The organism is Pseudomonas sp. AC211, from assembly GCF_979258055.1.
Genome location: NZ_OZ409830.1, coordinates 4,191,966 through 4,216,010, shown reverse-complemented (window position 1 = coordinate 4,216,010; position 24,045 = coordinate 4,191,966). Strand labels below are relative to the sequence as shown.

Sequence of the window (24,045 nt, the reverse complement as noted above, 5' to 3'; positions counted from 1 at the left end):
CCTCTCCCGTGCCGGGCGAGGGGAGACAAACGCCATCCGCCCCTCTAGCGCGATTTGACCCCCTCTCCCGTTTACGGGAGAGGGTTGGGGTGAGGGCGGCTCTTACCAAACAATCGCTTCGCCCTGGTAATCAATAAACCGATGCCCACCCACGCCGGCCTGTTTGTTGATTTGCGCCACCATCCCTTTGCAACTGGTCTCGATATCCAGTGTTGCGCCTTCGCCGCCCATGTCGGTTTTCACCCAGCCTGGATGCATCGACAACACGGTCAGCCCGTCAACTGGCAGCTCACAGACAAAGCTGTTGGTCATCGAATTCAGCGCCGCCTTGCTGGCCTTGTACAGCGCCATGTGGTTGCCCTCGGGAATGGCCACGCTGCCCAGCACCGAACTCATAAAAGCGAGCACGCCGTCGGGCTTGTTGATCTGCGCCACCAGCCGTTGCGCCAGGCGGATGGGGGCGATGGCGTTGGTCATAAACAGCTGACCGATCTCCTCGACAGTGGCTTCTTCAACCGACTGATGCGACGGACCGGAAACGCCGGCATTGATAAACACCAGATCAAACGTCTGCCCAGTCACGCGCTGCTGAAACGCGCTGACTTGCGCGCCGTCGTTCATCTCCAGTTGCTCGACCTTTACCCCGGCCAGCGCCTGCAATGCATCGACGCCATTCTGGCTGCGAACGGTGGCCGTCACCTGCCAGCCATCGGCGTGCAGCTGGCGCACCAAGCCCAGCCCAAGGCCGCGCGAGGCGCCGATGATGAGTGCGGATTTTGTCTGTGCCATGGTCGGCTCCTGTTGAAAGGGTAGGGAGCACAGCATAGCCGGGGGATGGAGCGGGCGGCTGAAAAGCTCGAGGCTGAAGCCTCTCCTACAGGTAACTTTTGGCTCCTGTGGGAGCGGCTTCAGCCGCGAGTTTTTGCTGCGCCGCTACAGCGCTTCCTGCTCGCGGATGTACGCGTACGTATCGGCAAACCGCGACATCAAATACGCCACGCTGGTCACTGGCGGGTACTTCGGCGGGTGGCTGTCGTCCGAGCAGCCCGGTAGGCAACTGATCACGGTGTCCGGGTGCGGCTCGGCAAAGAACGGCATGGAATAGCGATCCACGCCCAGCGGGCTGATTACCCGGTGTGGCGTCGACTTGTACCGGTCGTTGCTCCAGCGCGCCATCATGTCGCCAAGGTTGACCACAAAGGTGCCGGCAATCGGCGGCGCGTCAATCCATTCGCCCTTGACGTTTTGCACCTGCAAGCCGCCAGCGTCGTCCTGGTACAGCAAGGTGATGCAGCCGTAATCGGTGTGCGCGCCGGCGCCCTGTTGCTCGGCGCTGCTGGCGGTATGGCGCGGCGGGTAGTGGATCATGCGCAGCACGCTGATGGGCTCGTTGAAGCGCACATCGAAGAAGTCGCGGTCGATACCCAGCGCAATGGTCATGGCCCGCAGCAAGGTTTTCGCCAGCTCCTGCATGTCGACGTAATGCTGTTCCATCAACGCTTCCCAACCGGGTTGGTCCGGGTGGCGATTCGGCCCGCGTAGCGGTTTGCCGGCCAGCACTTCCGGGTGGTCGGCGGGCATATGAAAGCCCATGTCGAAGGTTTCTTTCAGGTCGCTCGGCTTGGTCGGGTCGAGCTGCTCGGTGGCGATGCCGCCGTAGCCGCGATGGTGCTCGCTCTGGGTAATGTCGATGCGCAGTTTGTCGGCTTCGCTGCGGGCGAAAAATGTCTTCGCTGCGTTGAGTAAATCGTCGATGCGCTGCGCGGTGATCGGGTGGCCCTTGATATAGAAAAAGCCCCACTCGCGGCAGGCGGCGTCGATCTGCTTGGCAACGTTCAGCCAGCCGGCGTCGTCGTGTTGATACAGCGGGGCGATGTCGATAATGGGAAGGGAATTGGGCATGTCGGCTCCAAGCTGCTCAGGTCTTCTCGTACCCATAGCGAAGAGGCGGTTCTGCTGAGCCATTCAGCAGGGACGGCACGGATAGCAACTGCAAAAAGGGCACCCCGCGAGGTGCCCCGGTTTAACGCGGCACCTTTACTTCGGCAATTCGGCTTTGACGTTCTCTACGTAGTAATTCATCGAGGCCAGTTCCGCTTCGGTGGCGACCACGCCAGCCGGAATTTTCACCGCACCGGTTTGGTCCTTGATCGGGCCAGTGAAGGGGGTGGAAGGCGCCCGACTTGATGTCGGCAATAATTTTTTCTGCCTCGGTTTTTACATCAGCCGGCACGATGTCGCTGATCGGCAATTCCACGGTGCCGTCATCCAGCCCGCCCCAGAAATCCTGCGGTTTCCAGGTGCCGTCGAGCACCGCCTGGGTCGACTTGATGTAATGCGGGCCCCAGTTGTTGACGATGGATGTCAGCACCGCTTTTGGCCCGAAGTGCGCCATGTCGGAGGCGTAGCCCACCGAGTACACACCGCGGCGTTCCGCTGTCTGGATTGGCGCCGGGCTGTCGGTGTGCTGGAACACCACGTCTACGCCCTGATCGATCAGCGCGTTGGCGGCGTCGGATTCTTTGCCCGGATCGAACCAGGAGTTCACCCACACCACTTTCATTTCGGTGCCGGGGTTGTACTTGTCCAGCGCGAGTTGGATGGCGTTGATGTCGCGGATCACTTCCGGAATCGGGAACGAGGCGACGTAGCCGACCTTCTTGGTCTTGGTCATTTTCGCCGCGAGGTAGCCGCCCACATAACGGCCTTCATAGGTGCGCGCCAAGTAAGTGCCGAGGTTTTTGTCCTGCTTGTAGCCGGTGGCGTGCTCAAAGGTGACGCCGGGGAATTGCTTGGCCACTTTCAGCGTCGGGTTCATGTAGCCGAACGAGGTGGTGAAAATCAGCTTGTAGCCGCCTTTGGCCATATTGCGGATCACGCGTTCGGCGTCGGCGCCTTCGGGCACGTTTTCCACATAGCTGGTATCGACCTTGTCGCCCAACGCTTCGGCCATCGCCTTGCGGCCTTGCTCGTGCTGGTAGGTCCAACCGTGATCGCCCACCGGGCCGATATAAACAAACCCCACCTTCAGCGGATCCGCCGCCGAGGCGCCCAACGTGGCGCTGAAACCGAGTGCGGCGATCAGGGTGCGCAGCAGGGGCTTTTTCAATGTGTTCCGCATAGCGAATAGAGCTCCAGTGGTGTGTGTCGTTGTTTTTTGAATGGCTGGCGAGAGCAATTGCAAAAAATTGACCAACTGGACAAATAACCGCTGGCGCCGCGTAGAAGCGGGGCGCCAGCGGTTACCGGCATGCAGCAAGAGAACGCTGTTGGTGCGTTGCGCCGCGTGGGCGCTGTGATGTGGTGCAACGGCCGGGTTTAACCGGCGATCAACGCTTTTGCCGCCTGGCGGTGGTCGGCGATTAGCTGGGCAACATCCAACCCTTCAATCTGCCCGTTCACCACACGCCATTCGCCGCCAATCATCATGCGGTCGGCCCGATCTGCGCCGCACAACAGCAACGCAGAAACCGGATCGTGGCTGCCGGAGAAGCGCAGCTCATCCTGCTTGAAAAACGCCAGGTCGGCCTGTTTGCCGACGGCCAGCTCGCCAATATCCGTGCGGCCCAGCAATTTCGCCGAGCCTTTGCTCGCCCAACCCAACGCCAGCTCCGGGGTGATTTTCTCAGCGCCGTAACGCAGGCGTTGGATGTACAACGCCTGACGCGCTTCGAGAATCATGTTCGAGCCATCGTTCGAAGCCGAGCCGTCCACGCCAATACCGATCGGCGCGCCGGCGGCTTCCAGGTCCACCGTCGGGCAAATGCCCGAGGCCAGGCGCATGTTCGAGCTTGGGCAATGACAGATACCGGTGCCGGCCGCGCCGAGGCGGGCGATTTCGTCCGGGTTGAAGTGAATGCCGTGGGCGAGCCAGGTGCGGGAACTGAGCCAGCCGACGCTGTCCAGATAATCCACAGTGCGCAGGCCGAACCGTTGCAGGCAGAAATCTTCTTCATCCAGCGTTTCGGCCAGATGCGTGTGCAAGCGCACGTCCAGCCGCTCAGCCAGTTCGGCGCTCTGGCGCATGATGTCCTGGGTGACCGAAAACGGTGAGCACGGCGCCAGGGCAATCTGAATTTGCGCGCCATCGCCACGCTCGTGGTACTGCTCAATAAGGCGTTGACTGTCGGCCAGAATCACCTCGCCTTGCTGCACCGTTTGCTGCGGCGGCAAGCCACCATCGGCCTCGCCCAGGCTCATGGAACCGCGCGTAAGCATGGCGCGCATGCCCAGCTCGCGCACCACATCAACCTGCACATCAATGGCGTTTTCCAGGCCACCCGGGAACAGGTAATGGTGATCGGCCGCCGTGCTGCAACCTGACAACAGCAACTCGGCCAGCGCCACTTTGGTCGCCAGCGCCAGCTTTTCCGGCGTCAACCGCGCCCACACCGGGTACAAGGTTTTCAGCCACGGAAACAGCGGCTGATTAACCACCGGGCCCCAGGCACGGGTGAGGGTTTGATAGAAGTGATGGTGGGTATTGACCAGGCCCGGCAGCAACACATGCTCGCGGGCATCGAAGGTGGAATCGCAGGGGCGGGAAGGAGATTGGCCAGCGCCGAGCACTTCAGCGATAACCCCGTTTTCCACCACCAGACCGCCAGCGGCGTCGAGTGAATTAGCAGTGAAAACGGCGAGGGGATTTTTGATCCAGAGACGGGTAGCTGCCATGTGAGTAGGCTCCTTGAGGTTGATTTCAGGTAGCCAGCTCAGTGTTGCCCTGTCTGCTGATCCAGGTAGCCGTAAGGCGTGGTGGCGACAATACCTAACTGGGTGGTCAGGATCAACTGCCGGCGCCTGACGGTTACCATCGTTGTTAACACCGAAGCTGCAAGCAACCGAGATCCTGTAGGAGAGGCTTCAGCCTCGATAGCGATCGCAAACTCACCCCCTCACCAAAAGGCAACGGAATGCCTAAATCCTCACACCTTAGAACCGGCAGATACTCCGAAGAGGGCCGGATTTACTTCATTACCGCTGCCGTGCGGGGCCGCAAGCCGGTGTTCACCGACTTCCACCTCGGGCGCCTCTTGGTGGCCGAATTGCGCAGCGCACATGAAGACGGTCTGGCTGAATCTCTGGCGTGGGTCATCATGCCCGACCATTTCCATTGGCTGGTATCGCTAAGCCGAGGCTCTTTGGCGACGTTGATTCAGCGTGTGAAAGGTCGGAGCGCGCTGCGGCTAAATAAGAAATCGGGAGGCGTTGGTTCGTTTTGGCAGAACGGATATCACGAGCACGCGTTGCGATTTGACGACGATCTTCCCGCATTCGCTCGTTACGTGGTTGCGAACCCGTTGCGCGCTGGTCTAGTCGAACGCATCGGTGACTACCCGCTGTGGGACGCGGTTTGGCTTTAGATCCAATCGCGGCTAAAGCCGCTCCCACAGAAATTCCGCGGTCCTGTGGGAGCGGCTTTAGCCGCGATGCTTTTAATGCCCCGGCTGCCACGGTTTGCCCAACGACACCGGCGCAAACAACCGGGTTTTGATGGCGTCGCGCGAGAGCAGGACCAGCACCACAATCGTGGCGACGTACGGCAGCATTGCCAGCAGGTTCGAGGGCACCGACAAACCAATGCCCTGCGCCACCAAATGCAGAATGCTGGCCAGGCCAAAGAGGTACGCGCCAAGCAATACGCGGAACACGCGCCAACTGGCGAATACCACCAGCGCCAGGGCGATCCAGCCGCGGCCGGCGGTCATGTTTTCGGCCCACATGGGCGTGTAGGCGAGGGACAGGTAGCCGCCCGCCAACCCGGCCATGGCGCCGCCGAACATCACAGCGAACGTGCGCACGCGTAGCACCGGCAAACCCATGGCGCTGGCGGCGTCGGGGTTCTCGCCGACGGCCTGGATGATCAAACCGATGCGGCTTTTCAACAGCACCCAAGCCACCAGGGCAAACAGGGCGAAGGACAGGTAAATCAAGGCGTCCTGGGCGAAGAGCATGCGGCCGATCAATGGGATGTCGCTGAGCAGCGGAATCACCAGCGGCTCGAAGCCGGCCAATGGCTTGCCGACCCAAGCGGCGCCGATGAAGGAGGAGAGGCCGACGCCAAAGATGGTCAGCGCCAGGCCGGTGGCGACCTGATTGGCGTTGAAGCCCAGGGCTACGGTGGCGAACAGCATCGACAACAACATGCCCGCCGCCATCGCCAGCAACACGCCGAGCCACAGGCTGCCAGTGCTGAAGGCGACGATAAAACCGATCACCGCGCCGAACAGCATCATGCCTTCCTGGCCCAGGTTGAGAACGCCACTTTTCTCGCAGATGAGTTCGCCCAGCGCCACCAGCAGCAGCGGCGTGCCGGTGCGCGCCATGGCGTAGAGGATGTTGCTTAACAGGTCGAGATCCATCGGGTGTTGCTCCGCAAATTATGTAATGGCGAACGGCTTGCCCTCTCCCCCAGCCCCTCTCCCGCAAGCGGGCGAGGGGAGCACAATCGCGTGCGGTCTGGCTCCCTCTCCCCCTCGTGAGAGAGGGTTGGGGTGAGGGGGGGACCTTTAGGCCGCCGCCTCGTTAACCGCCAACCGCCGCTTCCAAACGGCCTTCAGCCGCGGCCGATACAAAATCAACACATCACACGCCAGCAGGAAAAACAGCATCATTCCCTGGAATAACTGGGTGATCGCCTGGGGCAGGTTCAGGCTCAACTGCGCGCTCTCACCACCGAGGTAGAGCAAGGCCATCAGCAGGCTGGCGAAGACGATGCCGAGCGGGTTCAAGCGCCCGAGAAACGCCACGGTAATCGCGGCGTAGCCATAGCCCGGCGACACTTGCGGCACCAGTTGGCCAATCGGCCCAGCCACTTCGCTGACGCCGGCCAAGCCGGCCAGCGCGCCGCTGACCAGCAGCGCAAACCACACCAGGCGCTTCTCACGAAAGCCGACAAAGCCAGCCGCGCGACGGTCGAGCCCAAGCACTTTGATTTGAAAGCCCAGAAAGCTTTTTTGCAGCAGTACCCACACCGCTACCAGTGCCAGCAGGGCGAAGTAAATGCCGGCATGCAGACGGCCGTCTTCGCTCAGCAGCGGCAGGCGCGCCATGTCGCCGAACATGGCCGATTGCGGAAAGTTGTAGCCCTCGGGGTCTTTCAGCGGGCCGTGCACGAAGTACAGCAACAGGTTCAGGGCGATGTAGTTGAGCATGATGCTGGTGAGGATTTCGTTGGCGTTGAACTGCGTGCGCAACCACGCCGTAAGCCCGCCCCACGCAGCGCCGACGAAGGTGCCGGCGAGCAGCACCCAGGCCAATGCCCAGCGGCTTTCCCAGTCGATGATATGCACCGCCACCGCGCTGCCGGCCAGGGCGCCGAGCAGCAGTTGGCCTTCGGCGCCGATGTTCCAGATGCGCGCTTGGTAGGCCACGGCCAGGCCCAGGGCGCAGAGCAGAATCGGCAGCGCCTTGACCAGCAATTCAGACACGCCGTACCAGTCGCTAACGGGCGCGATCAATAGCGTGTGCAGAGTTTTAGCCGGGCTCAGCCCCAGCAGCAGAAACAGCAACGAGCCGCAGATCAGCGTCAGCACGGCGGCCAGCAGTGGCGATAGCCAGAGCATGGCGCGCGATTGCTGGCCGCGCGGTTCCAGGGATAACAACATGCGGGTGCTCCGTCAGCTCAGGGTGGCAGCGCTGGCGGCGCTGGTGTCGGTGGAAAAATGCGGCGCCTGGGGCGCGAATTGGCCGGCCATCCAGCGCCCGACATCAGCAGGCGTGGTGCCGGCGGTGGCGGCCAGTGGCGACAGCGTGCCGCTGGAGAGCGCGCCGATGCGGTCGCTGATCTGGAACAGTTCGTCGAGGTCTTCGCTGATCACCAGAATCGCCGCGCCGGCATCGCGCAGGGCAATCAAGGCGCGGTGAATGGCAGCCGCTGCGCCGACGTCGACGCCCCAGGTCGGGTGCGCGGCGACCAGCAATTTGGGTTGCTGCATGATTTCCCGGCCGAGGATGAATTTCTGCAAATTGCCGCCCGACAGGCTGCGCGCGGCAGCTTCGGCGTCCGGCGTTTTTACCGCGAAGCGCTGAATGATCGCCTCGGCAAAGGCCAGCACCTTGGCGCGCTGAATCAGCCCCTTGCTCACGAGCCCTTGCTGAAAAGCGGTGAGCAAGGCGTTCTCGCTCAGGGACATATCCGGCACCGCGCCATGGCCCAGGCGCTCGGCCGGCACAAAGGCCAGCCCGCGCTGGCGGCGCGCGTCGGGGTAAAGGTTGGCGATGGGCTGGTCGTCGAGGCTGATGCGTTCGCGCTCGCCGCGCGCCAGCCGCACTTCGCCGCTGAGCAGGGCCAGCAACTCGTCCTGGCCATTGCCGGCCACGCCCGCAATGCCGACGATTTCACCGCTGCGCACTTCCAGGCGCAGGTTGCTCAACGAGGTGCCGAAGGGATCAATGTTGTGCCAGTTGAGGTCATCGACCCGCAGCCGCACGCGCCCCCCGCTGACTTTCGGGTATTCGCTTTCCAGCCCCTCGGCGTCGCCGACCATCAGCCGCGCCAGCTCCAGGTCCGAGCATTCAGCCGGCACGCAATGCCCCGACACCCGGCCGCCGCGCAGCACCGTGGCGCTCTGGCACAAGGCGCGCACTTCGCCGAGTTTGTGGCTGATAAACAGAATGCTGCAGCCCTCGGCGGCCAGGCGGCGCAGGGTGGCGAAGAGCTCGTCGGCTTCCTGCGGCGTGAGCACGGAGGTGGGCTCGTCGAGAATCAACAGCTTGATGTCTTGCATCAGGCAGCGAACGATCTCCACGCGCTGGCGCTCGCCGATGGACAAGCTGTGCACCAGCCGATGCGGCTCCAGCGCCATGCCATAGCGCTGCGACACTTCGCGAATGCGCGGTTCCAACTGCTTCGGCGTGCCGGCCTCGCTGCCCATGGCCAGGGCAATGTTCTCGGCGACGGTGAGGGTTTCGAACAGCGAGAAATGCTGGAACACCATGCCGATGCCCAGACTGCGCGCCATGGCTGGATCGCGCATGGTCAGTGTTTGACCGTGCCAGACGATGCTGCCGCTGTCGGGCTGGGTGACGCCGTAGATGATCTTCATCAACGTGCTTTTGCCCGCACCGTTTTCGCCCAGCAGCGCATGGATATGCCCCGGCTCGATGCTCAGATCAATGCGATCGTTGGCTAGGCAGCCGGGGTAGCGCTTGGTAATGCCGCGCAGTTGCAAGCGGGGCGTAGGGGGGAACTGGACATGGTGACTGACTCGAAAAGATACGACTGAGTCAGGTGTAAGCAAAAACTTGGCCAGTGGGTCAGAAAGTTGGGGTGGTGGTGTTAAAAAAGTTGACCGTGGTGGGCCCATCGCGGCTAAAGCCGCTCCCACACGTTGGCACAAAAACTGTGGGAGCGGCTTTAGCCGCGATGCTCTTCCAGACGCCGTAAAACAACCCGCCCCCGACTGATATCGCCAACTACCCGCTGTAGCTCAGCGAACCGCGCCTCGGGAATAGCCAACTGCACCTGCGCCCCCTCACCGTCATACACCTCGCTCTCCAACAGCGCCTCCAACTCCCCCAGCCGCGCTTTCAGAATCGGCAGCTCGGCAAACTGGCAATGGCAGGCGCAGCTCACGCGGCTGACCAGTTCCACTCGCTCGCCGCCTTGCAGGCATTTGCTCGCGCCGCCGCCATAGGCGCGGGCCAAGCCGCCAGTGCCGAGCTGGATGCCGCCGTACCAGCGAATCACCAGCACCGCCACGTTGTCGCAGTCTTGCCCTTCGATGGCGGCCAATATCGGGCGGCCGGCGGTGCCGCCCGGTTCGCCGTCGTCGCTGAAGCGGTACTGCTGACCCACTTTCCAGGCCCAGCAGTTGTGGGTGGCGGCCGGGTCGCTGTGGCGTTCGATAAACGCCTGCGCCTCGGCCGCGCTGGTAATCGGCGCAGCCAAGGTGTGGAAACGGCTTTTTTTGATTTCCTCGCGGTACTCGCAAGGCTGGACCAGGCTAAACGGCATCAGGCGCTTGGCGGCGTCAGCCCGCAGCCTTTGAGGATGATGTGAATCAGGGTGTCGGTGGCCACGGCGAAGTCTTCCTTGGCGAGTTTTTTGCGCCCGGTGAGGCGGCACACTTGCTGGTTGAAGTCGGCGTAATGCTGGGTGCTGCTCCACAGCAGAATGATCAGGTGCACCGGGTCGACCGGGTCGATTTTGCCCGCCGCAATCCAGGCTTCGAACACGGCCGCGCGGCCGCGAAACCAGGTCAGGTAATCCTGGTTGAAGTACTCCGACAGGCACTCGCCGCCGCCAATCACTTCCATGGCGAAAATTTTCGAGGCCAGCGGCTGGCGTCGGGAGAATTCCATTTTGGCGCGAATGTAAGCAGCCATCGCCTGCGCCGGATCGTCTTCGGCGGTGAGGTTGTTAAACGTGCTGTCCCACAGTTCGAGAATGTTGCTCAGCACCGCCAGGTACAGCCCCAGCTTGTTGCTGAAGTAGTAATGCAGGTTGGCTTTGGGCAGGCCGACGGTCTGGGCGATGGTGTTCATGCTGGTGCCTTTGAACCCGTGGCGAGCGAACTCTTCCTCGGCGGCGAGCAGAATCGCTTCTTCGTTTTTCTGGCGAATACGCCCGGCCGGTTTGCCGGTGTTTTTGGCGGTGTGCGCGGGGACTTCGAAGTTCATAAGTACAACCGAACCGTTGAGGATGGGGAGCCTGTGCACTGATAACCCAGGCGGCTGCACACTGACAAGCGGGCGTCGCAGAAAAAGCCGTGTATGTCGCCTTCAGTGCAGGGCGTGCACCGTCGTTGTGCGCGACCGCCGCTGCCGTGCGCGGTTTTGTGGCCGCGTGGTTCGGTGCTGCTGCCGCTCGGTTCTGTCCGTATGGTCAACAAAGGCTGCTGGCATCGGCGTTTCCACAACTTGGCACAGCCTCTGCAAAGACCTCCCCGAGTAGAAGCGGTTAGCGTCGAGGCAGTTCATTCGACGTAGGACATTGCTCTTGCGGCCACCCCGGCCGCACACCCGGTTGCGGGTGCTTGATCCTGGCGATTGCCCGGACGAGAGAGAGGTCAGCCATGAACCGTTTTTGCCCGTTGCTCATGCCGTCGCCCGCCACAGGTTTGTGCCTGTCGGCCTCTCGTTGCCGTGCCTTTTTCAGCTCCAGCATTGCCTCCGGTTTCCCTCGCAGCCCGGCGCGTTTTGCGCTGGGTGCGGCTTTCTCTGTGCCCTCCGTAAAAGAGACCATCACCATGAAGCACTTCTGCGTGAAAGCATGTGTCGCCTCCGCTTCTATCCTGCTCAGCCTGGGCGTGCAGGCCAACGACAAAATCGTGTTGCTCACCTCGTGGTACGCGCAGGCCGAGCAGGGCGGTTTTTACCAGGCCAAGGCCAAAGGCATTTATGCCGAGAACGGCCTGGACGTGGAAATTCGCATGGGCGGTCCGCAGGTGAACGGCATGCAATTGCTGCTCAACAAACAGGCCGACGTGATCATCAACTACGACCTGCAAGTGCTCGCCAGCGTGCAGCAGGGCTTGCCCGTGGTGGCCATCGGCGCGCCGTTCCAGGGTGATCCGCAGGGCATGCTGACCCACGCCGACGTCACCAGCCTGGACGGCCTGAAAGACAAGAAAATTCTCGTCTCCACCTCGGGGCAAACCACCTGGTGGCCGTGGCTGAAAGGCAAGTACGGCTTCAGCGACGCCCAGGCGCGCCCGTACACCTTCAACCTGCAACCGTTCTTCGCCGACCCCAACACCGCGCAGCAGGGCTATCCGACATCGGAATTGTTCCAGGCGCAGAAAGCCGGCGAGAAAGCCAACTTCTTCCTGTTCGCCGACGCCGGTTATCCACCGTATGGCTCGACGCTGGTCACCCGCCAGGACGTGATCGCCAGCCGCCCTGAAGTGCTGCAGCGTTTCGTCAAAGCCAGCATGCAGGGCTGGAAAAGCTACCTGGCCGAACCCGCTGCCGCCAACGAGTTGATCAAGCAAGACAACCCGAGCATGAACGACGAAATGCTCGCCTGGGGCGTGGCCAAGCTCAAGGAATATCGCTTGGTAGAAGGCGGCGATGCGCAGACCCAAGGCATCGGCACCATGACCGACGCGCGTTGGCAGGCGACCCGAGACTTCATGGTGAAAGCCAACCTGCTCAGCGCCGACGCCGACTGGAAAAAAGCCTACGACACCCGTTTCGTCCGCGACCTGAAGGTGCTGCCGGCCGCCGCCGACGTGGCGGCGCAGTAATTCATTTTTCCAGCCCCGCCGCAGAGCGCGGGCGTTAAAAGCTGTGATGAGGAAATTGCCATGCTTGTGACTCAACAACCCGTACTGCGCCGCTTCTGGTATGCACTCATGCCCGTGAGCCTGCTCGCCGACGGCCCGAAGCCGTTCACCCTGCTCAATGAACGCCTGGTGCTGTTTATGGGCAAAAAGGCCGATGGCGAAACGGGGCCGATTGCCCTGGCCGACCGCTGCTGCCACCGCACCGCGCAGTTGTCCAAAGGCTGGGTCGATGACGGCGTGATCGTCTGCGGTTACCACGGCTGGCGCTACGACGGCAGCGGCGCCTGCGTGTGCATTCCGCAGAAAGCCGACAACGCGCCGATACCCGCTGGCGCGCGCACTGATGCGTTTCACTGTCAGGAAAAATATGGCTACGTGTGGGTGTGCCTGGGCGAGCCGCTGCAGCCGATTCCGCACTTCGACGAAGAAGGCCAGCCGCAGTACCGGCGCATCTTCCAGTTCTACGAAGAATGGCAAACCAGCCCGCTGCGGTTTATGGAGAACTCGTTCGATAACTCGCACTTCAGCTTTGTGCACAAGGCCAACTTCGGCATGCTCAGCCAGCCCAAACCGTCGAAGTATTTGCTCGAGCAAAACGAGTGGGGCTTCGAGGCCGAAACCATTGTGCCGATCAACAATCCACCGGCCGGGCACCGCGTCACCGGCACCGACGCACCGACCACCACGCGTCACCTGTTCAACCGCTGGCACCTGCCGTTCGTGCGGCGTTTCGGCTGCACCTACCCGGACAGCGGCCTGCACCACATCATCTACAACTGCGCCACGCCCATCGACGACAAGCGCATTCAGCTGGTGCAGTGGCTGTACCGCAACGACAGCGAAGAGGCGTGCAGCACCGAGGAGCTGATCGCCTGGGACGCGCCGATCACCCTTGAAGACAAAGAGATTCTCGAAGCCACCGACTACGACGCCTGCGTCGATACCCGTCGGCGCGTGGAGTTTCATATGGAGTCGGACAAGCCGGGCCTGATCATGCGCAAGATGCTCTTCGACCTGCTGCAAGCCCATGGCGAAGAAGAGCAATTCCGCCCCGCGGGCATGCCGCTATGAACGCCGCCTTCAACCTGCCCGTGAGCGAAGAGCCACCGGTGCTGCTGGCCAATCAGGTGGAGAAAACCTACGGCAACGGCACCCACGCGTTACAGAAAATGAAGCTGGAAATCGGCCGCGGCGAATTCGTTTCCCTGCTCGGCCCGTCGGGCTGCGGCAAGAGCACGCTGTTGAAAATGTTTGCTGGGCTGGAGCAACCCTCGGCCGGTCATGTGCGTTGGTGGGGCAAAGGCGAAGTGGGCACCGACAGCGCCCAGCAAAAACTGGCGATGGTGTTTCAGGAAGCCACCTTGATGCCGTGGGCGAAGGTGGCCGACAACGTGCGCCTGCCGCTCGATTTGGCGCGCATTCCCCGCGCCAACAGCGAGCCTCGGGTGCAGGCCGCGCTGGAGTTGGTGGGCCTGGGTAAATTCGGCGGCGTTTACCCGCGCGAGCTGTCGGGCGGCATGCAAATGCGCGCCTCGATTGCCCGCGCCCTGGCGACCGAGCCCAACTTGCTGTTGATGGACGAACCCTTCGGCGCGCTCGACGAATTCACCCGCAACCGCCTGGACAGCGACCTGCGCCAACTCTGGTCGCGCCGCGACCTGACCGTGGTGTTCGTCACCCACAGCATTTACGAAGCGGTTTTTTTTGTCCTCGCGCGTAGTGGTCATGGGCGCGCGGCCGGGGCGGGTGATTGCCGATGTGAACATCGACGGGCCGGCGGAACGTGATGAGGCGTTTCGCATGTCGGCCGGGTTTATCGAACAGTGCGCGCGGTTGTCGGCGTTGTTGGTGGAAGCGAATGGGGAGGGGCATTGAATATGCGTCGCCTGCTGCCCTCACCCCTAGCCCCTCTCCCGCGCGCGGGGAGAGGGGAATCTGACCGCGATCCCGCTTGCCTCCCCTCGCCCGTTTACGGGAGAGGGGCTGGGGGTGAGGGCGCTTTTGATTTCAGTCCTACCGACAGGACCCACGCCATGAAAACCAAACCCTGGCTATCTAACCCCTCCGTGCAAAACATCCTCGCCCCGCTCCTGGTCGGCGCCGTACTGCTCGGCCTCTGGCAGCTGTTGTGCGTGGCGCTAAAAGTGCCGGTCTACTTGGTGCCCAGCCCCGCCGACATCGGCCGCACGCTGATCGTCGACGGCCCCATGCTGCTCGGTGCGTTATGGATGACGCTGAAAATCACCTTCCTCTCGTTCGCCCTCGCCGTGGTGCTGGGCGTGCTGGCGGCGTTCCTGTTTGTGCAGAGCCGCATCATCGAGGCCAGTCTGTTTCCTTACGCGATTCTGTTGCAGGTCACGCCAGTGGTGGCCATCGCGCCGCTGATTATTATCTGGTGCAGCAACGCCACGCTGGCGCTGGTGATTTGCGCCACGCTGGTGGCGATCTTTCCGGTGATTTCCAACACCGTGCTGGGGCTGCGCAGTGTTAACCCGGGGCTGCTCAATCTGTTTCGCCTGAACCGCGCGAGCCGCTGGCAGACGCTGGTGCGCCTGCGCATTCCCAGCGCCTTGCCGTATTTTTTCGGAGGACTGCGTATTGCCAGTGGCCTGGCGTTGATCGGTGCGGTGGTGGCGGAATTTGTCGCCGGCACCGGTGGCACCGGCGCCGGGCTGGCGTATCAGATTTTGCAGGCCGGCTTTCAACTGAACATTCCGCGCCTGTTTGCGGCGCTTGTGCTGATCGCCCTGACGGGCGTGCTGCTGTTTAGCCTGATGGCAGCCTTGGCGCGTTATAGCCTTGGGCATTGGCATGAAAGTGAGCAGGGCTAATCAATGATTTCGGAGCACCACACATGACCGCCAATACTTCCTGGCTGATCCGCAATGCCAGCGCCATGCTCACCGGCAAACGCGGCGCCGAGTCGCGCCATGCCGGGCCGGACATGCGCATTGTCGACGGCCGCATCGCGGCTATCGGCCACCTTGAACCGCAGCCGGGCGAAGCGCAGATCGATGCCCGTGATTGCGTGATTTATCCGGCCTGGATCAACACCCATCACCACCTGTTTCAGTCGCTGCTCAAGGGCGAGCCCGAGGGTTTGAATCAATCGCTCACGCCCTGGTTGGCGGCGACGCCGTACCGGTTTCGCGGCGCGTTTGATGAGCACAGTTTTCGCCTGGCCGCGCGCATTGGTTTGCTCGAATTGCTGCGCTCAGGCTGCGCCACCGTGGCGGATCACCATTACCTGTATTACCCCGGCATGCCGTTCGATAGCGCGGCGATTCTGTTCGAGGAAGCCGATGCCCTGGGCCTGCGTTTTGTTCTTTGTCGCGGTGGCGCCACGCAGACGCGGCAGTTGGAAGCCGACCTGCCGCAAGCCATGCGCCCGGAAAAGCTCGATGACTACCTGGCCGACGTCGAGCGCCTGACTGCCCTGTACCACGACCCCGCTGGCGATGCCTTCCGGCGCATTGTCATGGCGCCGACCACCACCTTGCATTCCACCACGCCGGCCGAATTACGCGAGACCGCCACAGTGGCGCGCAAGCTGGGCCTGCGTATGCACAGTCACCTGTCTGAAACCGTGGATTACCTCGACGCTGCCCGCGCCAAATTCGGCATGACGCCCGTGCAGTTTTGCGCAGAGCACGACTGGCTCGGCTCCGACGTTTGGTTCGCCCATTTGGTGAAATTGCTGCCAGAAGAAATCCAACTGCTCGGCCAGACCGGCACCGGCATCGCCCATTGCCCGCAAAGCAACGGCCGCTTGGGCAGCGGCATTGCAGACTTGCCGGCACTGGAAGCGGCGGGCGTGCCGGTGTCCATCGGCGTGGATGGCGCCGCCTCGAATGAAGCAGCCGACATGCTCTCGGAAACCCATGCCGCTTGGCTGCTGCAAAGGGCGCGCAAGGGCGAGCTGGCGCAGCCGAAGTACGCAGGCGGCCAATTCGAAGGCGGCGCTGATGCGGCCAGCATTGACGACGTGGTGCGCTGGGGCACGGCCGGTGGCGCGCAGGTGTTAGGGCTGAGTGATCTCGGCACGCTGGAAGTGGGCAAGGCGGCGGACATTGCGATTTACCGGCTCGATGACCCGCGCTACTTCGGTTTGCACGACATGGCCATTGGCCCGGTCGCCAGCGGCGGTCGCGCCAGTTTGCGGGCGCTGCTGGTGGGCGGTCGGCGTGTGGTCGCCGACGATCAGGTGCCGGGGTTGGATGTGATGGAGTTGGGGCGGCAGGCGCAGGTGGCGGTGCTGGAATTGCAGCGCCGGGCTGGGGTGCGGCGGTAATTAGGCGGGGAATTGTGGGTGCAGCCATCGCGGCTGAAGCCGCTCCTACAGCCAGCACAATCTGTAGGAGCGGCTTTAGCCGCGATTAGCCTTTACTCGGTCACAGCCTTGGCGCGCTTCTCTTCCGGCAACACCAAATTCAACACAATCGCCGTCAACCCGCCGCTGGTGATGGCCGAGTCGAACAGGTTTTGCACCAGCTTGGGCATCAGGTGCAGCAGGGTCGGTTGCGCGGCGATGCCCAGGCCCACGCCAAACGAGGCGGCGATGATGAGCATGCTGCGACGGTCCAGCGGCGACTGCGCGAGGATGCGCACGCCGGCTGCGGCCACGCTGCCGAACATCACTAACGTGGCGCCGCCCAGCACCGGTTTCGGAATCTGTTGCAGCACGGCGCCCAGCAAGGGGAACAGGCCAAGGGCAAACAGCACCACGCCGATGTACAAGCCGACGTAACGGCTGGCGACGCCGGTCATCTGGATCACGCCGTTGTTCTGCGCAAAGGTGGTGTTGGGGAACGCGCTAAAGGTGGCGGCGATCATGCAGCTGACGCCGTCGCCCAATACGCCGCCTTTGAGCCGCGCCAGGTAGCGCGGGCCTTCAATCGGTTCGCGCGAGAGCATGCTGTTGGCGGTGAGGTCGCCAACGGTTTCGATGGTGCTGATCACGTAGATCAGCGCCACCGGAATAAAGGCTGTCCAGTCGAAGGCGAAGCCGAATTTGAACGGAATTGGCAGGCTGACGAGGGGCAAGTCCGGCAGCGGTTGTGGCACCAGCTTGCCGGTGAACCAGGCGGCGATGCTGCCCACGGCCAGGCCGATGATGATCGCCGACAGCCGCACCCACGGCCGGCTGGAGCGGTTCAGGGCGATGATGGTCAGCAGCACCAGGGCCCCGAGGCCGAGGTTGGCGGGGGCGCCGAAGTCCGGGGCGTTGAAGCCGCCGCCCAGGTCGGTGACGCCCACTTTGATCAAGCTCACGCCAATCAAGGTGATGACGATGCCAGTCACCAGCGGCGTGATCACGCGGCGCAGTTGGCCGAGCATGCGGCTCAGCACAATCTGTACGAAGGCGCCGAAAAAGCACACGCCGAAAATCATCGCCAACACATCTTCCGGGCTACCGCCGCGGCTCTTGACCAAAAAGCCGGCCGACAGCACGGCGCCGAGAAAGGCAAAGCTGGTGCCTTGCAGGCAGATCATGCCGGCGCCGATGCCGAACGGGCGGCGCGCCTGAATAAACGTACCGACGCCCGAGACCATCAAGGCCATGCTGATCAGGTACGGCAGGTGGGCGCCCAGGCCCAGCACCGAGCCGATCACCAGCGGCGGCGTGATGATGCCGACAAAGCTGGCAAGCACATGTTGCAGGGCGGCGAAGAACGCCGGCACCGGCGCCGGGCGGTCTTCGAGGCCGTAGATGAGGTCGGTGTTGCTGTCGGAGTCAGGCTGCATGTTGCGGTCTCGCACAGGTGTTTTGTTGGCCCGGCTGGTCGCGCCGGGCTACAGAATTCTTGATTAAAAAATGCCCATCGAGCGCGGTGCGCCAATGGGCCAATAAAGGAGGTTTACGTTCAAGCGGTAGAGCAGGCCGCTGCGCCAAAACAGCGGCCGGAACAGCGGATCAGAAGTGCACTTTGGCGATGAAGTTGATGGCGCTCTGGTCAGTGCCTTGCAGAATTTCGTCACCGAGGAAGCTGTTGTCGTCGATGGCGTATTTGTTTTTCCAGTAGTCGTATTCCACACCCACGTAGAAGTGTTTGACCGCGCTCCAGCCCATGGCTTTGCCCAGGTCGTATTTAACCTGCGGGTTGAAGTGGAAGTTGGCGTGCAGGTCGTTCGGGCGACTGCTGGTGGCGTCTTTGTTGTTCCACACCCAGTCGAGGTAGCCGTCGATAAGGATGTCGGAATTGCCTACCGGAATGGTGTACGACCACACCGGCGTCACTTGCCACTGGCCGGACGGGTTCTTGGTGATGCCGTCGGGTTTGCGGTAGTAGAAGTTCAGCTGGAAGTAGTCGAAGCCCGGCAGGTTGAAGTCGAAGGCTGGGCCGAGCAGGTAGTTCTGGTTGCGGTTCTCGCCACGCTCGTAGGTGCCAGCGAGCAGCACATCTTTCAGTGGGCCGAACTCGATTTTCTGGTCGAAGATTTTGCTGAACGACAGGCGCGGGGTGATCTCGCCGTAGTAGGTGTTTTTGCCGGCGTTGGCATCTTCGGTGCCGTTGTAGTTGATCTGGTCGAAGAAGATAAACAGGTCGCCGAAGGTCCAGCCGCTCGCGTGTTCGAACGAGAAGGTTTGCTGGATCGCCGGGTTCACTTTGAAGTCGCGGCCGTACAGGTACGTGATGCTGTTGTCCTGCCACACCAGTGGGCCGTCGGCTTGAGCGGCGCTGGCGCCCAGCAAGAGGCTGCCGGCAAGCAGCAGGGAAGAGACTTTATTCATTCGCGTGTGTGCTCCCAGGAAGGCGTCCTTCACACGAGCGCAGTGGCCCGCATGACTTCACTCTAGTTTTAGTTTTCCTGGCCACTTGGTCAGGTGCACTCATCTTTGCAAGTTTCTGTCCAAGTGATCAGATTCGCCGAAAAAACTTCGCAGAAATTGTGCGCAATCGATGCGGGCCTTGTGTCGGCGGGTGCATACATTCGCTGCAGAAAGGGTGACGGACAAGCCGTCAGACTGACCGATGGGTCGAAGAACGGCGGGCTGCATCGTCATGGCGCCCGCCGTGCACTGAAGCGGGGCGCCTCAGGTGGTGGCGGCGAGGGCTTCGAGAAAGCTTTCCAGTACCAGGTGCGGGCGACGGCCTTTGCGCGTCACCGAGGCCAGGCTCAGGTCGTAAAAACGGCTTGCCGGTTTCAGCGCCCGCAGCCGGCCTTGCTGCACCCAAAAGCTGGCGTAGTGGTCTGGCAGGTAGCCGATGTAACGCCCGGTGAGAATCAGAAACGCCATGCCTTCACGGTCGGAGGCGCTGGCGGTGGCTTTCAATACTTGGTACTGCGCCTGAATCTCGGGCGGCAGGCGGAAGGTGGGGGCGATGGCGTCTTGCACGTTCAGGCGCTCGTCGCTGAGTTGGTCATCGGCGGCATAAAACAGCGGATGGCCGACGGCGCAGTAGAGCAGCGAGCGTTCTTCGTATAACGGTTGATATTCCAGGCCAGACAAGGTCGTCGCCTGCGGCACCACGCCCACGTGCAGGCGACCGTCGAGCACGCCTTGCTCCACTTCGCTGGGCGGGGTCATGCGGATTTGAATGTGCACATCCGGCCCGCGTTCTTTTAATTGGGCCAGCGCGTTGGTGATGCGCATGTGCGGCAGCGTGACGAGGTTGTCGGTAAGACCGATGTTCAACTCGCCCCGCAAGTGCTGGTGCAGGCCGTTGACCTCGGTGCGAAAACTTTCCAGGGCGCTGAGCAGTTGCAGCGACGATTGATAAACCTCGCGGCCTTCCTCAGTCAGCGCAAACCCGGCGCGGCCCCGTTGGCACAGTCGCAAGCCGAGGCGTTGCTCGAGGTCGCTCATTTGCTGACTGATGGCCGAGCGGCCAATGCCCAGCACGCTTTCGGCAGCGGAGAAGCCACCGCATTCCACCACGCTGCGAAAGATGCGTAACAGGCGGATATCAAAGTCACTGACCTGGGCCAGTGGGTCGGGGCGGCGGGTACTCATAGTTTAGTGAACGCCAATCTGAAAATTAGAAGAATCGGGTTTTTCAGACTTTATGCCCATGGCACCTTTGCTCGCAAGCACAACAGCTACCCGTTATTCGCGTAGGAGCCAGCTTGCTAGCGAATCTTGGAAACAGCGTTCGCCAGCACGCTGGCTCCTACGGAAAACCGAACAATCCATGCGAGGCCATTAAATGAACATGCCGCAAACCGCCCAGCCATCCTTGGCCAGCCAGCTCAAGCTGGACGCGCACTGGATGCCCTTTACCGCCAACCGCAACTTCCAGCGCGACCCGCGTTTTATTGTGTCGGCCGAAGGCAGCTGGTTGGTGGACGACCAAGGCCGCAAGATCTACGACAGCCTGTCGGGTCTGTGGACCTGCGGCGCCGGGCACTCGCGCAAGGAAATTGCCGAGGCGGTGGGCAAGCAACTCGGTGTGCTGGATTACTCGCCGGGCTTCCAGTACGGCCACGCGCTGTCGTTCAAACTGGCTGAGGAAATGGTCGAGCTGATGCCCGGCGACCTCAAGCACGTGTTCTTCACCGGTTCCGGCTCCGAGAGCGCCGACACCTCGGTGAAAATGGCCAAGGCTTACTGGCGCCTGAAAGGCCAGGCGAGCAAAACCAAATTCATCGGCCGTGCCCGGGGTTACCACGGTGTGAACATCGCCGGCACCAGCCTCGGCGGCATCGGCGGCAACCGCAAAATGTACGGCCAGCTGATGGATGTGGATCATCTGCCGCACACCCTGCAACCGGGCATGGCCTTCACCGAAGGCGCTGCGCAAACCGGCGGCGTGGAGCTGGCCAACGAACTGCTGAAACTGATCGAGCTGCACGACGCCTCGAACATCGCGGCCGTGATCGTTGAGCCGATGTCCGGTTCGGCTGGCGTTATCGTGCCGCCGGTGGGTTACCTGCAACGTCTGCGTGAAATCTGTACGCAGCACAACATCCTGCTGATTTTCGACGAAGTGATCACCGCCTTCGGCCGCATGGGCAAGTGGACCGGCGCCGAATACTTTGGCGTGACCCCGGACATCATGAACGTGGCCAAGCAGATCACTAACGGTGCCGTGCCGCTGGGCGCCGTGATCGCCAGCCGCGAGATTTACCAAACCTTTATGAACCAGCCTTCGCCTGAGCACATGGTCGAGTTCACCCACGGCTACACCTACTCGGCTCACCCGGTGGCGTGCGCTGCCGGCCTGGCCTCGCTGGAAATTCTCAAGCGCGAAAACCTGGTGCAGCAATCGGCTGAACTGGCCCCGCACTTCGCCAAGCTGCTGCACGGCGTGAAAGGCGCCAAGCACATTGTCGACATCCGCAACTGCGGCCTGGCCGGCGCCATTCAACTGGCCCCGCGTGATGGCGACCCGGTGATCCGTCCGTTCGAGGCTGGCATGAAACTGTGGAAAGCCGGCTTCTACGTGCGCTTCGGCGGCGACACCCTGCAATTCGGGCCAACCTTCAACGCCAAGGTCGAAGACCTCGACCGCGTGTTCTCTGCTGTGGGCGATGCCCTGAACAGCGTGGACTAAGGCCATGACCCAGCGCGTGCAAGCCGTGCCCACCGTGCAGGTGGATAACGATGAGGTGATCGTCACCGAATGGCGTTTTTCGCCCGGCAGCGAAACCGGCAAGCACCGCCACGGTTACGACTATGTCGTGGTGCCGATGACCGACGGCCTGCTGCTGTTGGAAACCCCGGAGGGCGACAAGCACGCGCCGTTGAAAGCCGGCCAGGCGTACTTCCGCAAGGCTGGCGTTGAACACAATGTGATCAACGCCAGTGACCACGAGATCGTCTTCATCGAGACCGAAATTAAATAGGCATCGTGCTGTTCGAGCACGGGCCCAGGCGCCAGACGCCGCACGCATTCGATAAGGGAGTTTTGTATGAGCACCATCCAGCATTTGATCAACGGCCAGTTCGTGACCGACACCGGTCGCACTGCCGACGTGTACAACCCGTCGACCGGCGAAGCCATTCAAAAGGTGCCATTGGCCAGCCGCGCCACCGTTCAACAAGCCATCGACGCCGGCAAAGCCGCCTTCCCGGCCTGGCGCAACACGCCGCCGGCCAAACGCGCTCAGGTGATGTTCCGCTTCAAGCAATTGCTGGAGCAGAACGAAGCGAAAATCTCGCAGATGATCAGCGAAGAGCACGGCAAAACCCTCGAAGACGCTGCTGGCGAACTGAAGCGCGGCATCGAAAACGTGGAATACGCCTGCGGCGCGCCGGAAATTCTCAAAGGCGAATACAACCGCAACGTCGGTCCGAACATCGACGCCTGGAGCGACTTCCAGCCGGTGGGCGTGGTCGCCGGTATTACCCCGTTCAACTTCCCGGCCATGGTGCCGTTGTGGATGTACCCGCTGGCCATCGTGTGCGGCAACTGCTTCATCCTCAAACCGTCCGAGCGTGACCCAAGCTCCACCTTGTTCATTGCTGAACTGCTGAACCAGGCCGGCTTGCCTAAAGGCGTGTTGAACGTGGTGCACGGCGACAAGGAAGCGGTAGACGCGCTGATCGAAGCGCCGGAAGTCAAAGCCCTGAGCTTCGTGGGTTCGACGCCGATTGCCGAGTACATCTATTCCGAAGGCACCAAGCGCGGCAAACGCGTTCAGGCGCTGGGCGGCGCGAAAAACCACGCCGTGCTGATGCCCGATGCCGACCTGGACAACGCCGTCAGCGCCCTGATGGGTGCTGCGTACGGTTCGTGCGGCGAGCGCTGCATGGCGATTTCGGTTGCCGTGTGTGTGGGCGATCAGATTGCCGACGCGCTGGTCGAGAAAATCGTGCCGCAAATTAAGGCGCTGAAAATCGGTGCCGGCACCTCGTGCGGCCTGGACATGGGCCCATTGGTTACCGCTGCTGCCCGTGACAAAGTGGCCGGTTACATCGACGCCGGTGTGGCCGCTGGCGCGACCTTGCTCGTAGACGGTCGCAACCTGAAAGTGGCCGGCAACGAAGACGGCTTCTTCCTCGGCGGCAGCCTGTTCGACAACGTTAAAACTGACATGACCATCTACACCGACGAGATCTTCGGCCCTGTGCTGTGCATCGTTCGCGTCGGCAGCCTGGAAGCGGCCATGCAGTTGATCAACGATCACGAATACGGCAACGGCACCTGCATTTTCACCCGTGACGGTGAAGCGGCGCGTCTGTTCTGCGACGAGATCGAAGTGGGCATGGTTGGCGTCAACGTGCCGTTGCCGGTGCCAGTGGCTTACCACAGCTTCGGCGGCTGGAAGCGCTCGCTGTTTGGCGACCTGCACGCCTACGGCCCGGACGGTGTGCGTTTCTACACCCGTCGCAAAGCCATCACCCAGCGTTGGCCACAACGTGCGTCCCATGAAGCCGCGCAGTTCGCGTTCCCAAGCAACGGCTAAGCGCGTTCGCTGTATCGGCATGTGAAAAGGCCCGTCATTTGACGGGCCTTTTTTATGCGCGGCCGGCCGGTTTTTCGGCGCCGGCGCGGCTGCTATTCAGGGCGGCGCCACGGTGCAATCCGTGCCGGTTTCGGCGCAGTGCAGGTAGTGCTGCAGCGCGCGAATCCGCGCCAAGGTCATGTCCTCGACGCACTGGCGATAACTGTCGATGTGCTCATTGTTTTGTTCGTCATCGGTAGTGACGAACTCGCATTCGGCATCACGAAAGGCTCGCCAGGAGCGCTGGGTGTTGATCAGTTGCTTGCGGTGAATCGGGGTGTTTTGCAGCAGGGTTTTCAAGGTGGCGTACAGCGTCGCCAACTGTTCTTTGCTGGCTTCGTAGGACATCGGCGTTGCACCGATCAAACTGCCACACAGCAGCAAAACAGCGAGGCGTCGCAGCATACAAGCTCCTGACCGGGCG

The 24,045-nt window shown here is 62.1% G+C and carries 21 protein-coding genes and 1 pseudogene; 9 read left to right on the top strand and 13 right to left on the bottom strand.

Annotated elements, in window-relative coordinates:
* Nucleotides 1–102: 102 nt before the first annotated feature.
* The 4 genes and pseudogenes from ACZZZP_RS19985 to ACZZZP_RS19970 form a co-directional block, all read right to left on the bottom strand.
* Nucleotides 103–789 (bottom strand): SDR family oxidoreductase, encoded by a 687-nt coding sequence (locus tag ACZZZP_RS19985; protein ID WP_463383866.1) that lies wholly within the window; start codon nt 787–789, stop codon nt 103–105.
* A 144-nt stretch (nt 790–933) separates the two neighbouring features.
* The gene (locus tag ACZZZP_RS19980; RefSeq protein WP_463383865.1) at nt 934–1,902 is read right to left on the bottom strand and encodes a 2-oxoglutarate and iron-dependent oxygenase domain-containing protein; all 969 of its coding nucleotides are present in this window, start codon (nt 1,900–1,902) and stop codon (nt 934–936) included.
* 135 nt (nt 1,903–2,037) lie between these two features.
* A pseudogene (locus ACZZZP_RS19975) lies at nt 2,038–3,121 on the bottom strand (BMP family ABC transporter substrate-binding protein).
* A 197-nt stretch (nt 3,122–3,318) separates the two neighbouring features.
* Nucleotides 3,319–4,674 (bottom strand): 8-oxoguanine deaminase, encoded by a 1,356-nt coding sequence (locus ACZZZP_RS19970; RefSeq protein ID WP_463383864.1) that lies wholly within the window; start codon nt 4,672–4,674, stop codon nt 3,319–3,321.
* A gap of 239 nt (nt 4,675–4,913) precedes the next feature.
* Here ACZZZP_RS19970 and ACZZZP_RS19965 point away from each other — a divergent pair, with 239 nt between their 5' ends.
* A complete protein-coding gene (locus ACZZZP_RS19965) occupies nt 4,914–5,363 on the top strand; it encodes an REP-associated tyrosine transposase (RefSeq protein ID WP_463383863.1) in 450 nt (149 codons plus the stop codon).
* 72 nt (nt 5,364–5,435) lie between these two features.
* Here ACZZZP_RS19965 and ACZZZP_RS19960 read toward each other — a convergent pair whose 3' ends face one another.
* The 5 genes from ACZZZP_RS19960 to ACZZZP_RS19940 all read right to left on the bottom strand — a co-directional run bounded on the left by ACZZZP_RS19960 (nt 5,436) and on the right by ACZZZP_RS19940 (nt 10,623).
* On the bottom strand, nt 5,436–6,362 hold the full coding sequence (locus ACZZZP_RS19960) for an ABC transporter permease (RefSeq protein ID WP_463383862.1): 927 nt from the start codon (nt 6,360–6,362) through the stop codon (nt 5,436–5,438).
* Nucleotides 6,363–6,509: 147 nt separating this feature from the next.
* Nucleotides 6,510–7,607, bottom strand: a complete 1,098-nt coding sequence (locus ACZZZP_RS19955; RefSeq protein WP_463383861.1) for an ABC transporter permease — start codon at nt 7,605–7,607, stop codon at nt 6,510–6,512.
* Between the two features lie 12 nt (nt 7,608–7,619).
* The gene (locus ACZZZP_RS19950) at nt 7,620–9,173 is read right to left on the bottom strand and encodes an ABC transporter ATP-binding protein (RefSeq protein ID WP_463536793.1); all 1,554 of its coding nucleotides are present in this window, start codon (nt 9,171–9,173) and stop codon (nt 7,620–7,622) included.
* A 185-nt stretch (nt 9,174–9,358) separates the two neighbouring features.
* On the bottom strand, nt 9,359–9,958 hold the full coding sequence (locus ACZZZP_RS19945; RefSeq protein WP_463536792.1) for an IMPACT family protein: 600 nt from the start codon (nt 9,956–9,958) through the stop codon (nt 9,359–9,361).
* A complete protein-coding gene (locus ACZZZP_RS19940) occupies nt 9,958–10,623 on the bottom strand; it encodes a TetR/AcrR family transcriptional regulator (RefSeq protein WP_122493193.1) in 666 nt (221 codons plus the stop codon). The genes ACZZZP_RS19945 and ACZZZP_RS19940 overlap by 1 nt, the downstream gene beginning before the upstream one ends.
* A 569-nt stretch (nt 10,624–11,192) precedes the next feature.
* Between ACZZZP_RS19940 and ACZZZP_RS19935 the strand changes: the two genes are divergently transcribed.
* From ACZZZP_RS19935 to ACZZZP_RS19915, 5 genes are all read left to right on the top strand, one after another.
* A complete protein-coding gene (locus ACZZZP_RS19935) occupies nt 11,193–12,191 on the top strand; it encodes an ABC transporter substrate-binding protein (RefSeq protein ID WP_463383860.1) in 999 nt (332 codons plus the stop codon).
* Nucleotides 12,192–12,251: 60 nt separating this feature from the next.
* Nucleotides 12,252–13,301, top strand: coding sequence for an aromatic ring-hydroxylating dioxygenase subunit alpha (locus tag ACZZZP_RS19930; RefSeq protein WP_463383859.1), 1,050 nt, complete (start codon nt 12,252–12,254; stop codon nt 13,299–13,301).
* Nucleotides 13,298–14,017 (top strand): ABC transporter ATP-binding protein, encoded by a 720-nt coding sequence (locus ACZZZP_RS19925; RefSeq protein WP_463536791.1) that lies wholly within the window; start codon nt 13,298–13,300, stop codon nt 14,015–14,017. Before ACZZZP_RS19930 ends, ACZZZP_RS19925 begins: the two co-directional genes overlap by 4 nt.
* Before the next feature lie 246 nt (nt 14,018–14,263).
* Entirely contained in the window at nt 14,264–15,061 is a 798-nt protein-coding gene (locus ACZZZP_RS19920; RefSeq protein WP_463383857.1) for an ABC transporter permease, read from the top strand.
* A gap of 23 nt (nt 15,062–15,084) precedes the next feature.
* Nucleotides 15,085–16,521 carry an amidohydrolase family protein gene (locus ACZZZP_RS19915; protein WP_463383856.1) on the top strand — a complete coding sequence of 479 codons (1,437 nt, stop codon included), beginning with the start codon at nt 15,085–15,087 and terminating at the stop codon, nt 16,519–16,521.
* Between the two features lie 92 nt (nt 16,522–16,613).
* Here the strand turns inward: ACZZZP_RS19915 and ACZZZP_RS19910 are convergent, their stop codons facing one another.
* From ACZZZP_RS19910 to ACZZZP_RS19900, 3 genes are all read right to left on the bottom strand, one after another.
* Nucleotides 16,614–17,975 carry a uracil-xanthine permease family protein gene (locus ACZZZP_RS19910; protein WP_463383855.1) on the bottom strand — a complete coding sequence of 454 codons (1,362 nt, stop codon included), beginning with the start codon at nt 17,973–17,975 and terminating at the stop codon, nt 16,614–16,616.
* Between the two features lie 169 nt (nt 17,976–18,144).
* Complete coding sequence (locus ACZZZP_RS19905; protein ID WP_463383854.1) at nt 18,145–18,963, bottom strand: outer membrane protein OmpK; 819 nt, start codon at nt 18,961–18,963, stop codon at nt 18,145–18,147.
* A gap of 303 nt (nt 18,964–19,266) precedes the next feature.
* Nucleotides 19,267–20,187 carry a LysR family transcriptional regulator gene (locus ACZZZP_RS19900; RefSeq protein ID WP_463383853.1) on the bottom strand — a complete coding sequence of 307 codons (921 nt, stop codon included), beginning with the start codon at nt 20,185–20,187 and terminating at the stop codon, nt 19,267–19,269.
* Between the two features lie 193 nt (nt 20,188–20,380).
* On the opposite strand from ACZZZP_RS19900, the gene aptA reads away from it, so the two are divergent.
* The 3 genes from aptA (at nt 20,381) to ACZZZP_RS19885 (ending at nt 23,582) form a co-directional block, all read left to right on the top strand.
* Complete coding sequence (gene aptA, locus ACZZZP_RS19895) at nt 20,381–21,727, top strand: omega-aminotransferase AptA (protein WP_122493183.1); 1,347 nt, start codon at nt 20,381–20,383, stop codon at nt 21,725–21,727.
* 4 nt (nt 21,728–21,731) lie between these two features.
* A complete protein-coding gene (locus tag ACZZZP_RS19890) occupies nt 21,732–22,019 on the top strand; it encodes a cupin domain-containing protein (protein WP_463383852.1) in 288 nt (95 codons plus the stop codon).
* Nucleotides 22,020–22,085: 66 nt separating this feature from the next.
* Complete coding sequence (locus tag ACZZZP_RS19885) at nt 22,086–23,582, top strand: CoA-acylating methylmalonate-semialdehyde dehydrogenase (RefSeq protein ID WP_463383851.1); 1,497 nt, start codon at nt 22,086–22,088, stop codon at nt 23,580–23,582.
* A gap of 96 nt (nt 23,583–23,678) precedes the next feature.
* Here the strand turns inward: ACZZZP_RS19885 and ACZZZP_RS19880 are convergent, their stop codons facing one another.
* Nucleotides 23,679–24,026, bottom strand: a complete 348-nt coding sequence (locus ACZZZP_RS19880; RefSeq protein WP_463383850.1) for a lysozyme inhibitor LprI family protein — start codon at nt 24,024–24,026, stop codon at nt 23,679–23,681.
* Nucleotides 24,027–24,045 lie beyond the last annotated feature (19 nt).